Origin of the sequence: Peteryoungia rhizophila (assembly GCF_004912145.1) — a bacterium.
Lineage (GTDB): Bacteria > Pseudomonadota > Alphaproteobacteria > Rhizobiales > Rhizobiaceae > Allorhizobium > Allorhizobium rhizophilum.
Map to the genome: position 1 here is coordinate 281,470 of NZ_STGT01000001.1, position 13,345 is coordinate 294,814.

Below are 13,345 nucleotides of genomic sequence, written 5' to 3' on the forward strand. Positions count from 1 at the left end.
CCACTTTTCCCGGCATATTCCACAACGCATATGTTTATTTTAGCATTCACAAAAAAGCCCGGTCCAAAATAATTGGGACCGGGCAAGAGGCAGGGCTATTGGCTGTCACCCTGCGGGGATGGAAGTGGGCTCAGTCGAACTTCTGGCCGCGCAGGGACTGCTCGGCACGGCGGCGTGCGAGACGGGTCAGCTGCAGCGAAGGATCGTCAGTGTAGCCGTGTCGGCGCAGCACATCCTGAACCTCCCCGCGGCTCAGGCCGAGGTCGTTCAAAAGGCGCTCGTCGAGATCGGCGAGGCTGTTCGCGGCAAGACGATTGCGCAGCGCAACGCGAAGGGATCCGAACCACCGGTTGAGGCGGGCGAGACGCGCGGCAAGCGTCTGGCTCGGCCGTTCAACGGCGAGGTCGAGGTCAAAGTCGAGGATCCGATCGTTCGTGCGCATGGCAGTGTCCTTTCAGCGGGCACGAGAAGATAGCCCCGTCCGCGAAAGCGGATAGGCGATGAGGGTTGGAGGTGGAAGCTTGGCCGGAAACCGGTCGGTGAGGATTACGAGAATGAAGATCGCAAAAGGATATTGATCAGTCCAACGAATGTTTCTAATGGTAGTCATCAACCCTTCTGATGGATGACCTCCCATGTCGGCCCCACTCGATATCGATCAGTTGCAGACCTTCATCGCCATTGTGGACACAGGCAGCTTCACCAAGGCGGCCGGTCGCGTGTTCAAGACCCAATCGGCCGTTTCCATGCAGATGCGCCGGCTCGAGGAACGGGTCGGCAAGCAGCTCTTCATCAAGGACGGGCGCGGCAACCGCCTGACGGCCGATGGCGACAAGCTGCTCAACTATGCGCGCAGGATCATCCGATTGAATTCGGAGGCGATGGCCGCCTTCGACGACAATAGGCTGGAAGGCACGCTCCGCATCGGGACGCCGGATGATTATGCCGACCGTTACATGCCAGAGATCATCGGGCGTTTTGCCAAGACGCACCCGAATGTCGAGCTCTACATCGTCTGCGAACCCTCGATGGACCTCGCCGACAAGATGGCCAAGGGCGAGCTGGACATCGCGCTGGTGACGCACAACCCGCTGCTGCGGCAGTCCGATGTGGTGCGCACCGAGCCGCTCTGCTGGGTCGGATCGGCCAACCATCCGCTGAAGGATGATGCACCCGTTCCGCTCGCTGTCGGGCGGCGTGACTGCCAGTGGCGCCAGCTCGCCTGTTCGGCGCTGGACGCGGATGGTCGCAACTATCAGATCCTGTTCACCAGCTGGTCCTCAACCGTCGTGGCGGCTGCTGTCCTCGCCGGTATGGCGGTCTCGATCCTGCCGGAATCGGCACTTCGGACTGGCATGAAGGTGCTGACGGCGAATGATGGCTTTCCACCGCTGCCACCGGTGCAGATCGGCCTTATGAAGCGGCCGGGTCTTTCGACCTCACTGGTCAACGCAATCACGGACCATATCACCGCCTGCCTCGACAACATCACGCCAGCACAGGTGGAAGACGACATGGACGGCGAGCCGAAGACCTATTCACGCTATTATCCGCGCCTTCGTGCCGGCAACATGATCCCTGGCTGGTAACGCGGCCGACGATACTGCTCAATAGGCGAACAGGGACACTCGCAGAATGCGACGCCACTGATCAAGGTGTTCGCGCGCGACGTCTTCTTCCTGCTGCGTGGTGTAGCGGATGACTTCGCCGGTCGCGAGGATCATCAGCTTCAGGTTGACACAGAATCGCGGATAATCGCTTTCGGGAACGAGATGCGACAGATCGCGATAGAAACACGCAATGACATATTCATGGTAGTCGGCGGATATCTGGCTCAGGTCACGATCCGCCACGATCGCTTGCCACAGAGTCATGTAGATCCGTTCTTGGCGGAATAGGGCATAAAGTTCGATCAGGCTGCCAGCTGCGCGTTCAGAGGCCTCCTCCAACGTATCGACCCCCAGAAAAATCTGTCGGATAAATCCATCCAGCCGTGCCGAAAAGCGGTCATGCAGTGCTTTGATGATCGCAGCCTTCTGCGGAAAAAACTGATAGAGCGAGCCGATTGAAATTCCCGCCCGTTGAGCGACCTCGCTCATGGTGGTCTCGGTGATGCCCTTCTCCAGGAAGAGCTCGACCGCCGCCTCCAGGATCGCCTCCAGTCGCTGGATGCTTCGTTCCTGTTGCGGCTTCTTGCGCAACTGAAGCCGCCCCTCCACCATCTGATCGTTCATTGCATTCCCCGAGCGCGGCGGCCTTCATGGCCGCCGACAGATGTCATGGCAATAGGCCAGGGGTCTGGCCAAATCGTTAACGATTTCCGTCTGCCCCATGATTGGACGATTTCACACAAAAATGGTGCGTCTCGACGTCAACCGACCACCTGAAGATGTCGCTCTCGCGCCAGGTCGAAGGTCTGGATGCCGTCCTTGGGGCGGCCACGATTGCGCCACTTCGGATGCTTCAGGGTATAGCTCGCGTCGTCATAACCCGCCTTCCAGTGTTCCTCGATCGAACGACGGGAAAATTCCACGTCCATGGCATGGGTGGCATGCGAGGCACGGCGATGGATGAGATGCACGATCGTCACGTCGTATTCGTGGCCGATGGAACGGAGGATCTTCGCATCCTCGTCATCCTGGAACTCCGGCGGCAATCTTTCCAGGAGGCGCTTGGCGGCGCGGCGGACGATCTGACGCCTGGCGAAATCGTCGGTGTTCATGCGGGTCCGGCTGGAGTAGCGGATTTCCTTTATGCGGCTCTCCACCTCGAACTGGTCGCGGGGCATGTCGCCCCGTGCGTTAAAGAGGTCGACCTGGAAGATCTCCAGATCGCGCGAGGCATCGTTGACGTTGAGCACATGTTGCAGCGGCGTATTCGAGACGAGGCCCCCGTCCCAATAATGCCGGCCGTCGATCTCGATCGGCGGAAAGCCGGGCGGCAAAGCGCCGGACGCCGCGACATGACGGGCATCGAGCTTGGTTTTACGGTTGTCGAAATAGGCGAAGTTGCCGGAGCGAATTTCGACGGCACCGAGGCTCAGACGGGTCTGACAATCGTTGAGCAATTCGAAATCCACCAGACGGTCGAGGGTCTTCATCAGTGGCTCAGTGTCATAGGCACTGACACGCACGTCCGGATTGGTAAAAAGCTGCTGCGGTGTCGGCAGGCGGGGTGAAAAGAAGCCGGGAATGCCGAAGGCGGTGGCGACGAGCGCGGCCGCATCGTTCTGGATGCGTCGCAACGAATTGTCTTCTGTCGGCCAGCCGAAGTCGAAACCCGACGACACTGTCTGCCAGAAGTCGCGCAGATTGGCGATCCGCCGCTCACGCGGACTTCCCGCAATGATCGCCGCATTGATGGCACCGATGGAGATTCCGGCCAGCCAATCCGGCTCGACGTCGTTCTCATGCAGGGCCTCGTAAGCACCCGCCTGGTAGGCTCCGAGTGCCCCGCCGCCCTGAAAAACGAAGATGCGATCGGTCGCCGCGTTTGTGCCTGTCTCTGCCATCTGCCTGCCCAATCATTGCTGCAGTGCAATAGATAGGCCTGTTCAAGGCTCTCTGCCAGTGCGTACGGCTTCACGCAGCGTTCACAATTGCAGCGCTTTCTTCGCATTCGACCCAAAATAAATGCAATGCGCGCTTCGATTTCCAGATTATGAAGGGCCACACGTTCTCATGACAGGAAAAACGATGATGCGTTCCAGAGCCACCCTTGCCACCCTGCTCGTCGGCGCGACCCTGTTCTTTCCAGCGCCGAGCTCCGCCGACGAGGCTGACATCGACCAGCAGATCGAAGCCCTGCTCGGAGATCCCCAGATCTTCCGGAGCACGATTGCCGACCTCCAACAGCGTGTTGCCGACGAAGATTCGATCGCGGTATCCGCCTTCATCTCCTATCCGATCACCGTCTCCATCGACGGCAAGCGCAAGACGCTTCGCCAGGCAGAGGATCTGGAGGAATATTACGGCGACATCTTTACGCCTGACATTGTCGAGGTGATCGTCAACCAGGACTATGGAAACCTCTTCGTCAACGGCGACGGCGTGATGTTCGGCAGCGGCGAAGTCTGGATGAGTGCCGTTTGCCTCGATGACGGCTGCAACGAGATCGAGGCCAAGATCATCACGATCCAGGCGGCGGAGTAACACGCGGCTACGGATGCCGAACACTGAAACGGCGCGGACCTGCCGCGCCGTCTTGACGTGTCGAATGTGCAGATCAGGCTGTGAGATCCAGAACGATACGGCCGTCGATCTTGCCCTCTTTCATGCGCTCGAAGATGGCGTTGATGTTCTCCAGCTTGTCCCAGCTGAAATGCGACGCGACCTTGCCTTCGCCGGCAAACTGCAGGCTTTCCTCGAGATCCTGACGGGTGCCGACGATCGAGCCACGCACGGTAATGCGCTTCAGGACGGTCTCGAAGACCGGCAGCGAAATGAAGCCCGGTGGCAGGCCGACCAGGGCCATCGTGCCTTTGGAGCGCAGGAAGCCATAGGCCTGCTCCATGGCCTGGGGCGACACGGCTGTCACGAGAGCGCCATGCACGCCACCCGTTGCCTTCTGCACCTGCTCGATGGCGTCCGCAGCCTTGCCATTGACCACGACATCGGCGCCGAGATCCGTGGCGAGCTTCAGCTTGTCTTCGTGAATGTCGGCTGCGACCACATGCATGCCCATGGCCTTGGCATATTGCACGGCCATATGGCCAAGACCGCCGATTCCGGAAATGACGACCCATTCGCCGGGCTTCACTTCGGTTTCCTTCAATCCCTTGTAGACAGTGACGCCGGCACAGAGAATGGGAGCCGCGGCGCCGAATTCCAGATTGTCCGGGAGGCGGCCGACGAAATCGGGATCGGCCAGACCGTATTGGGCGAAGGTGCCGTTTACTGAATAGCCAGTGTTCTGCTGGCTACCGCACAGCGTTTCCCAGCCGGTGCGGCACGGATTGCAGCAGCCGCAGGCCGTGTGCAGCCATGGCACGCCGACGCGGTCGCCTTCCTTGATGCGGGAGACGCCGGCACCGAGCTTGGCGACGTAGCCGACGCCCTCATGTCCGGGAATGAAGGGCGGGCTGGGCTTGACCGGCCAGTCGCCATTAGCTGCATGCAGGTCGGTGTGGCAGACGCCCGTCGCCTCATACTTGACGAGGATCTGGCCAGGACCTGGATCCGGGATCGGCCATTCTTCGATTACCAGCGGCTTGCCGAATTCGCGGACCACCGCAGCCTTCATCATCGATGCCATATCACTCTCCCTCGCTTGTTTGCGCGCGGCGCGTGTGCCGGCGGGCATGGAGAGACGTTATGCGCGGATGACGTGCGGCGGTTTGATCGGTGTCAAAGCGTCGATGGATTTCATGCAAATGTCATGGAAGGCGGGGAGCCTCAGAGCTCCCCGCCTCTCGATCAAGCGAGGTTCTTCTTGAGGAACTCGACCGTGCGCGACCAGGCGAGGTCGGCTGCGGCCTTGTCGTAGCGCGCCGACGAGGTGTCGTTGTTGAAGGCATGGTTCACGCCCTCATACATGTGCAGTTCGTAGGTCTTGCCATTGGCGTCGAGGGCCGCCTTGTAGGCGTCGATGCCGGCATTGATGCGCTCGTCGAGGCTCGCATAGTGCAGCATCAGCGGCGCCGTGATCGACGGCACCTGATCGGCCGGGGCCTGCGAGCCGTAATAGGCGACGCCGGCGCCAAGCTCCGGAGAGGCAACCGCCATGCGATTGACCATACCGCCACCCCAGCAGAAGCCGATCGCGCCGACCTTGCCATTGGTCTTCTCATGCCCGGCAAGGAAGGCGCGCGTCGCCTCGCCATTGGCCGTGGCACCGGCCATGTCGAGCGACTGGAACATGTTGCGCGCCTCGTCCTCATTGGCCGGCGTGCCGCCATTGGGCGACAGAAAATCGGGCGCGAGTGCGACGAAGCCTTCCAGCGCCATGCGACGGGCGACATCGCGGATATGCGGATTGAGGCCACGGTTCTCGTGAATGACGATCACGGCCGGCAGCTTGTCAGCAGCGTCCTTCGGGATTGCGAGATAACCTTTCATCTCGCCCGCAGCACCGGGGTAGGTCACGTCTTGCAGATCGAGGCGCGCGTCGTTTTCTTCCACGATGGCCGCATTGGCCTGATTGGCCGCCAGCATCGGCATGATGGCGGCGGCGGCGGCGCCGGCGAGCGCCGTCAGCTTCTGCATGAAGCCGCGACGGTCGAGGGTCAGGTGGGTGTATTCATCATAGGCATCGATCATACCTTGTGTGATTTCGGGCTTCGACATGACACTCTCCTCGGGGGACGGATTGGATGCCTCCGAAAGATAGCGCCGGGGTCCATTCCGCCCACACACGTTGCCGTGAAGGCTGAAGGCGTCAGCTGGTCGCCATCCAGGCGACAAGCCACAGCCACATCAGGAAGAGAGCCACGAAGCCCAGCATGAAGGAGAGGCGACGGAGGGGCAGGTTGCCGCTCAGCTGCATCGCGGCCTGGACATAGCGTGCCACGACGAAGAACCAGGCCAGGACCACGGCGACGAAGTTGTCCGCCTCGGTCATGAACAGCAGGACGGACACGGCGTAGAAGAGGACGGGCAGCTCGAACTGATTGGCGATCGCCTTGTTGACCACGCGGCTCTCTTCCGGCTCGGCCAGGTTCTCGCGGAAAGCGATGCGCTCGACCTTGCCGGCGCGCACCACGGCGGCGCGGCGGACGACGAGAAGGGCATAAAGGCAGAAGACGAGGAAGGCATGGGCCACCATGGGCCAGAACATTTCAAAACCGGTCATCTGAAAAGGACGTCCTTAAAATTCATGCGTGGTTGTGCTTCGGGCCGAAGGCCAAACGTAGCACCAGAATGCCCGAGATGACGAGTGCGGCAAACTTTACACGTGTCAGCCAGGCCAGCACTTCCGCCAGCAGGTTCGCTGTTTCCGGCAGTGGTATAGACGGTGGGAAGAGCATGAGGCTGGCAATGTTTTCAGCATAATCGACGACGATATAGGCGATCGGCAGGGAAAGCAGCGCGGGCAGCAAGCGTTCGGCCGGGCGGCCATAAAGGCCAGAACCGGGTGCCACCCGACGCATCAGCAGGACGAGGAAGAGGCCGAGAAAAGCCGGAAGGAAAAGGTCGGGGCCGAGATACATGCTCCGAAGAAGCTCGGCTGCCTCTGGCCTCGTCTCCAGCACGCCCGTGAGGGCGAGCAGCCCCTCCCCCGTGCTCTCGATATCGAGATCGGGCAGCGACCTCCCGCCGGTCAATTCAGCAAAGCGGGATGCAAAGCCAAGGTTCATCCACGCGAGCAGCGCGGCCGAGAAGACGCCGCTCGCCCAGAGGAGCGGCGCCTTGATAGGTCCCGGCAACGGCCCCAGGATCATGCGGCGCCCGGATAGTTGGGGCTTTCGCGGGTGATCGTCACACCATGCGGGTGGCTTTCGCGAAGGCCCGCTCCGGAAATGCGCACGAAGGTCGCCTTTTCCTGAAAGTCCTTGATGTCTTTGCCGCCGACATAACCCATGGCGGCCTTCAGACCACCGGCGAGCTGGTGCAGGACGGCCGAGACCGGACCCTTGTAGGGAACCTGGCCTTCGATGCCCTCGGGCACAAGCTTCAGCGTGTCGCGCACTTCGGCCTGGAAGTAGCGATCGGCCGAGCCGCGCGCCATGGCGCCGACGGAGCCCATGCCGCGATAGGCCTTGAAGGAGCGGCCCTGGTAGAGGTAGACCTCGCCCGGGCTCTCATCGGTGCCCGCGAGCAGCGAGCCGACCATGACGGCCGAGGCGCCGGCAGCAATGGCCTTGGCCACGTCGCCCGAAAACTTGATGCCACCATCGGCGATGACAGGAATGTCGTGCTTGTTGCCTTCCTCGACGGCGGCCATGACGGCTGCGAGCTGCGGAACGCCAACGCCGGCGACGACGCGGGTGGTGCAGATCGAGCCCGGGCCGATACCGACCTTGATGCAGTCAGCGCCGGCATCGATCAGGGCGCGCGTGCCCTCGCTCGTGGCGACGTTGCCGGCGATGATACGGATCGCGTTCGACATCTTCTTCACATGGGCAACCGCATCCAGAACCTTCTGGCTATGGCCGTGGGCGGTATCGACGACGATGACGTCGCAGCCCGCGTCGATCAGGCGCTCGGCGCGCTCGACACCGTCGTCACCGGTGGAGATGGCGGCCGCGACGCGCAGACGACCCTGGGCGTCCTTGGCGGCATGCGGGTTCAGCTGCGACTTCTCGATATCCTTGACGGTGATCAGACCGACGCAGCGGCCTTCATTGTCGACCACCAGCAGTTTCTCGATGCGGTGGGAGTGCAGCAGGCGCTTGGCCTCCTGCTGGTCGACGCCGTCCTTCACCGTGATGAGGTTTTCGCGGGTCATGAGCTCGTAGATCTTCTGGCTCGGATCGGAGGCGAAGCGCACGTCGCGATTCGTCAGGATACCGACGAGGCGGCCGGGACGGCTGGCGCCTTCGACAACCGGGATGCCGGAAATGCCATGCGCACCCATCAGCGCCTTGGCCTCGGCGAGTGTCGCCTCGGGGCCGATCGTGACAGGATTGACGACCATGCCGCTTTCGAACTTCTTCACCTGGCGAACTTCTTCGGCCTGTTCGATGGGGGTCAGGTTGCGGTGGATGACGCCGATGCCGCCGGCCTGGGCCATGGCGATCGCGAGGCGGCTTTCGGTGACCGTATCCATGGCGGAGGAGAGAATCGGCAGTGAGAGTTCGATGTCCCGGGCAATCCGCGTCGCGATATTGGTCTGCCCCGGCATCACTTCAGAGTGCCCCGGCTGCAGGAGGACGTCGTCAAAGGTGAGCGCTTCTGCGCCTGTTGCCGACATTACGATGCGTGCCATTGCCAATTCCTTCGTTTGAATAGGCAGAATCCGCCCGGAAAACGGGAAAGCCCGTTCGGTCGCTTCTGCATGAAATGCTTGGAAGTTGGCGAGGGCTGGTAACACGTTCATGACAGGAAGGGAATAGCAAAACGCGGCGCTGTTCCCGCCTTCCCGGCTTGCTGCGCGGCGCATACAGAAAAATCGACAATCATTCGAATTTTAATCAGCTGCTACACGGTCTCTGAAGTCATCGCTTATATAAGGGACGTGTTCTCAGGGGCTGGGGGCATAAAAACAATCAAGAAGACGTAGGGGATCGTCCATGACCGCATTGAAGAAGCGTGCCCAGGCACTCGAAAACCAGTTCGCCCGTCAGGCGGAGATCCAGTTCAAGGCTCGCGTGCGCGGCAGCAAGATGGTCGGCCGCTGGGCCGCCTATACGATGGGTCTCGACGATGTCGAAGCCTATGCGCGCACCGTCGCCGTCAAGCAGGTCGTCGAACCGCACAGGCTTCTGGAGCAGTTGCGCCAGGACTTCTGCACGGCCGGTGTCGCCGTGAGCGATGCAGATATCGACAGCCGCATTCATCACTTCATAGAACAGGCAACCGACGAGATCTTCGCCGGGCAGTGAGCGAGAAGTGAAGGGGCCGACGCTCCCGCGCGGCCCCTCTTCGTATCGTCAGATGTCGAACTGATAAGCCTTGGGCACGAAACGGTAGCCCTGATCGATCTTTTCGACGAAGCCCACCGCCGGGAACGGCATGTGGTAGCCGAGGAAGGCGAGCTTGTCGGTCGCGAGCATATCGAAGACCTTGGCGCGGGTCGCTGCGGCGGCTGCCTTGTCCATGTCGAAGCGCACTTCCCAATCCGGCCGCTGGAGCGACAGCACGAAGTGGTTTGCCGTATCCGCGGTGAGAACCAGCTGGCGGCCTTCCGATTCCAGGCGGTAGATCATGTGGCCAGGCGAGTGGCCAAAAGCTGCCATGCCGGTGATGCCGGAGACGACTTCTCCACCGTCACCGATGAAGGTCATCTTTTCAGCCATCGGTGTGACATTGGCCAGAACACCCTTGTGACCGTTCTCGGCCGGCGTGCCGACGCGGGCCGGATCTGCCCAGAAGTCATATTCGGCCTGGCCGGTGACATAACGCGCATTCGGGAAGGCCGGCTGTCCGCCTTCCATCAGGCCGCCGATATGGTCGCCATGCATGTGGGTGAGCACAACCGTCGTCACGTCTTCGCGCTTGTAGCCGGCGGCCGTCAAACCTTCCATGAACCGTCCGAGGCCATTCGCGCGACCACCTTCGCCGAGGCCGGTGTCGAACAGGATGACATCTGAACCCGTGTTGACCAGGACCGGCGCGAAGCTGTTCACGAAATTGTCGGCGGGAAGGAAATTGGCCTCCAGCAGAGCACCAACGGTTTCCACGCTCTGATTGGTGCCGAAGGTCTCCTGCGGGCTTCCGGAGGCGCGGGCGCCGTCCTTGACCACGAGCACCTCGAATTTTCCGACGTTGAACCGATGGGTTTCTGGCGGCATGGCGTGGTCGATATCCATCGAAGTCTCGGCGCCCGACTGCTGTGCAATGGCGGCCCGGGTCATGATCATCGGGGATGCCAGAGCTACACCGGCACCACCGAGAAGCATACGTCTCTTGATCGAAATCATCCAAATCTCCTCGGAAAAAATCCTCCGCCCGTATCGCGGGCTGCACCGCAAATAGGCGGTGGGCCAGCGGCGGAAAGCTCTCTCACACCATCGTGATGGCAAAAGCCTGGAACAGCGGAACCCGAAGGTCTGCCCTCCCCTTGTTTTTGCGCAATGAACTGCAAGATCGATTGCCTGGGATCGCAGAACGGCTAGAAGTCGTCACGCCCAGCGCCGTCCCGTCCGGAATGCCGATGAACCGCATCACGCCTCTGATCCTCGCCGTCGCACTCTTCATGGAGCAGATGGACTCCACCGTCATCGCCACGGCCTTGCCGACGATCGCCAAGGATCTCGGCGTCGGCCCGATCACGCTGAAGCTGGCGGTCACCTCCTATATGGTGGCGCTCGCGATCTTCATTCCGGTGAGCGGCTGGATGGCGGACCGATACGGCGCCAAGCGGGTATTCCGCGCGGCGATCGTCGTCTTCATGTTGGGCTCGCTGTTTTGCGCCATCTCGGACTCGCTCGTCACCTTCGTGGCCGCGCGTTTCCTGCAGGGCATGGGCGGGGCGATGATGACGCCGGTCGGGCGTCTCGTTCTCCTGCGCACGACGAAGAAAAGCGACCTTGTCTCGGCCATGGCGCTTCTCACCATTCCGGCCCTGCTCGGTCCGATCACCGGCCCGCCCGTCGGCGGCTTCATCACGACGTTCTTCAGCTGGCATTGGATCTTCCTGATCAACATCCCGATCGGGCTCCTGGGCCTGTGGTTATCAAGCATCTACCTGCCCGAGATCCAGCCAATCGAGACGGGGCGGATCGACTGGAAAGGTTTCCTGCTGAGCGCTTGTGCTGCATCCGGTCTCGTCTTCGGGCTTTCCGTCATGAGCCTACCGGCCCTCCCTGTTTGGGTCGGCGCGGCGGCGACCGTCGCCGGGATCCTGTCGATGATCCTCTATGTGATCCATGCGCGACGGCACCCGGCACCGCTGCTCGACCTTACGCTGTTTGCCAATCGTAGCTTCCGCGCCTCGATCATCGGCGGCACGCTGTTTCGCATCGCCGCCGGCGCCACGCCCTTCCTCTTGCCCTTGATGCTCCAACTCGGTTTCGGCATGTCGGCTTTCGAGTCCGGGATGACGACCTTCATCGCTGCCGTCGGCGCGATCTCCACCAAGTTCATCGCAAGGCGGGCCTTTGCGGCTGTCGGATTTCGCAACGTGCTGATCCTCGCCGGCATCTTCGGGGCGATCACGACGGGTGCGAACGCAGTCTTTACGCCTGCGACACCGATCGTGCTGATCATGGCGATCCTGCTCCTCGGCGGTTTCTGCCGCTCCTTCTTTTTCACCGGGGTGAACACGCTGGGTTATGCCGAGATCGAAGACCGTGCCGCGTCGCAGGCCACTTCACTCACATCGGTTCTGCAGCAGGTGAGCCTGGCAATCGGAGTGGCGGCAGCGGCTTCGATCCTGGAGGCGAGCACGCGGATGTCGGGGGAAACGCTGTCGCTCGGCGATTTCCACCTCGCCTTTGCGATCGTCGCGGGACTATCGGTCTTCGCGATCCTGCCCTTCTTCGGACTGCCGCGCGATGTCGGGTCGGCCGTTTCGGGCTATCGGCGTGTGCCCGAGGACGAGACAATCAGCGTGAAATAGTCACGTAGAATAGTCACTCTGGCCGCTCGCAAAGGGCCGAGAGCTTGTTGCCATCGGGATCACGCACGTAGCAGGCATAGAAATTCGGATGATGGGAGCGGATGCCGGGCGCGCCCTCGTCGGATCCGCCATGGGCAAGTGCTGCAGCGTGGAAGGCATCTACAGCCGCACGGGTGGTCGCCTCAAAGCAGGGCATCGAGCCATTGCCGACAGTGGAGGGCTTGCCGTCATAGGGGCGGGTAACCCAGAAGCGGCAACGACTGTCACCGGGGACGCCATAACCGACCTCGTCGGATTCGGTTGCACCCCGGATAAGGCCGAGTGTCGCCATGACCGGGTCATAGAAGCGCGCCGCGCGCTCAACATCGTCAGTGCCGAGAGTTATGTAGCTGAACATGCCGCCCGCGCCTCAATCTTGATCTTCGTCGGCGGGCATGTCCTCCCGCGGATCGCGGGCGAAACCTTCCTCGTCGAGTTCGACGATGCCCGGTCCGTTGCGGCCCTTGAAGCCTTTTGCCAGCAGGAACATCTCGACCGATTCCTGCCGCGACGACGCCGGCTTGATGTGCAGGACCTGGCGGAAATTCTGCTTCAACATGTTGAGCAGCTCCTTTTCCGTGCCGCCCTGGAAAGTCTTGGCGAGGAAATGCCCGCCCTCGGCCAGAACCTCGACGGCGAAGTGGGCGGCCACCTCGCACAGATGCATGGTGCGGATATGGTCGGTTTTCTGGTGTCCGGTGGTGGGGGCCGCCATATCGGACAAAACGAGATTGGGTGTGCCGCCGACGGCCTCGATCAGCTGGCGCGGGGCGTCCGGATCGAGAAAGTCGAGCTGCAGGATCGTCACGCCCGGGATCTGCGCCATTTCCAGGAAGTCGATCGCCGCAACGCGGATGTCGTCATCGGTGGAATCAGTGACCTTGGCTGCGATCTGCGACCAGCTGCCGGGGGCAGCGCCTAAGTCGATGATGCGCTTGGCGCCCTTCAGGACCTGATGCTTCTCGTCGATCTCCAGCAGCTTGAAGGCTGCGCGGGCGCGGTAGCCCTCGAGCTTGGCCCGCTGGACATAAGGGTCGTTGATGTGCCGCTCAAGCCAGCGCCTGGACGAGGCCTTGAGCTTGCCCTTCTTGACCTTCTGGCCGAGTTTGCGGCCGGTTCTGTTACCGGCGACGGGTGGTTTTGCCAT

Annotated in this window: 15 protein-coding genes; 4 read left to right on the plus strand and 11 right to left on the minus strand. The window is 61.6% G+C overall.

What is annotated here, in order from left to right; all coding sequences use genetic code 11:
* Positions 1-130 precede the first annotated feature (130 nt).
* Complete coding sequence (locus E9677_RS01425) at positions 131-442, minus strand: DUF1127 domain-containing protein (RefSeq protein WP_136556318.1); 312 nt, start codon at positions 440-442, stop codon at positions 131-133.
* A 193-nt stretch (positions 443-635) separates the two neighbouring features.
* Here E9677_RS01425 and E9677_RS01430 point away from each other — a divergent pair, with 193 nt between their 5' ends.
* On the plus strand, positions 636-1,589 hold the full coding sequence (locus tag E9677_RS01430; protein WP_136556319.1) for a LysR substrate-binding domain-containing protein: 954 nt from the start codon (positions 636-638) through the stop codon (positions 1,587-1,589).
* 18 nt (positions 1,590-1,607) lie between these two features.
* Here E9677_RS01430 and E9677_RS01435 read toward each other — a convergent pair whose 3' ends face one another.
* Entirely contained in the window at positions 1,608-2,234 is a 627-nt protein-coding gene (locus E9677_RS01435) for a TetR/AcrR family transcriptional regulator (protein ID WP_136556320.1), read from the minus strand.
* 137 nt (positions 2,235-2,371) lie between these two features.
* Complete coding sequence (locus tag E9677_RS01440; RefSeq protein WP_136556321.1) at positions 2,372-3,511, minus strand: DUF3734 domain-containing protein; 1,140 nt, start codon at positions 3,509-3,511, stop codon at positions 2,372-2,374.
* A 184-nt stretch (positions 3,512-3,695) separates the two neighbouring features.
* Here E9677_RS01440 and E9677_RS01445 point away from each other — a divergent pair, with 184 nt between their 5' ends.
* Complete coding sequence (locus E9677_RS01445; protein WP_136556322.1) at positions 3,696-4,151, plus strand: hypothetical protein; 456 nt, start codon at positions 3,696-3,698, stop codon at positions 4,149-4,151.
* 73 nt (positions 4,152-4,224) lie between these two features.
* Here E9677_RS01445 and adhP read toward each other — a convergent pair whose 3' ends face one another.
* The 5 genes from adhP to guaB form a co-directional block, all read right to left on the minus strand.
* The gene (gene adhP, locus E9677_RS01450; protein WP_136556323.1) at positions 4,225-5,253 is read right to left on the minus strand and encodes an alcohol dehydrogenase AdhP; all 1,029 of its coding nucleotides are present in this window, start codon (positions 5,251-5,253) and stop codon (positions 4,225-4,227) included.
* A gap of 161 nt (positions 5,254-5,414) precedes the next feature.
* Positions 5,415-6,284, minus strand: coding sequence for a dienelactone hydrolase family protein (locus E9677_RS01455; RefSeq protein ID WP_136556324.1), 870 nt, complete (start codon positions 6,282-6,284; stop codon positions 5,415-5,417).
* A 91-nt stretch (positions 6,285-6,375) separates the two neighbouring features.
* Positions 6,376-6,789 (minus strand): MAPEG family protein, encoded by a 414-nt coding sequence (locus E9677_RS01460; RefSeq protein ID WP_136556325.1) that lies wholly within the window; start codon positions 6,787-6,789, stop codon positions 6,376-6,378.
* A gap of 22 nt (positions 6,790-6,811) precedes the next feature.
* Positions 6,812-7,378, minus strand: a complete 567-nt coding sequence (locus E9677_RS01465; RefSeq protein WP_136556326.1) for a hypothetical protein — start codon at positions 7,376-7,378, stop codon at positions 6,812-6,814.
* On the minus strand, positions 7,375-8,865 hold the full coding sequence (gene guaB / locus E9677_RS01470; RefSeq protein ID WP_136556327.1) for an IMP dehydrogenase: 1,491 nt from the start codon (positions 8,863-8,865) through the stop codon (positions 7,375-7,377). Before guaB ends, E9677_RS01465 begins: the two co-directional genes overlap by 4 nt.
* Before the next feature lie 304 nt (positions 8,866-9,169).
* Between guaB and E9677_RS01475 the strand changes: the two genes are divergently transcribed.
* A complete protein-coding gene (locus tag E9677_RS01475; protein WP_136556328.1) occupies positions 9,170-9,481 on the plus strand; it encodes an ATPase inhibitor subunit zeta in 312 nt (103 codons plus the stop codon).
* Between the two features lie 48 nt (positions 9,482-9,529).
* Here the strand turns inward: E9677_RS01475 and E9677_RS01480 are convergent, their stop codons facing one another.
* Positions 9,530-10,519, minus strand: a complete 990-nt coding sequence (locus E9677_RS01480; RefSeq protein ID WP_136556329.1) for an MBL fold metallo-hydrolase — start codon at positions 10,517-10,519, stop codon at positions 9,530-9,532.
* A gap of 233 nt (positions 10,520-10,752) precedes the next feature.
* On the opposite strand from E9677_RS01480, the gene E9677_RS01485 reads away from it, so the two are divergent.
* A complete protein-coding gene (locus E9677_RS01485) occupies positions 10,753-12,159 on the plus strand; it encodes a DHA2 family efflux MFS transporter permease subunit (protein ID WP_136556330.1) in 1,407 nt (468 codons plus the stop codon).
* Between the two features lie 13 nt (positions 12,160-12,172).
* On the opposite strand, the gene E9677_RS01490 is transcribed toward E9677_RS01485, so the two are convergent.
* Both E9677_RS01490 and E9677_RS01495 read right to left on the minus strand, forming a co-directional pair.
* On the minus strand, positions 12,173-12,556 hold the full coding sequence (locus E9677_RS01490; RefSeq protein WP_136556331.1) for a VOC family protein: 384 nt from the start codon (positions 12,554-12,556) through the stop codon (positions 12,173-12,175).
* A gap of 12 nt (positions 12,557-12,568) precedes the next feature.
* Positions 12,569-13,345 carry an RlmE family RNA methyltransferase gene (locus tag E9677_RS01495; RefSeq protein ID WP_136556332.1) on the minus strand — a complete coding sequence of 259 codons (777 nt, stop codon included), beginning with the start codon at positions 13,343-13,345 and terminating at the stop codon, positions 12,569-12,571.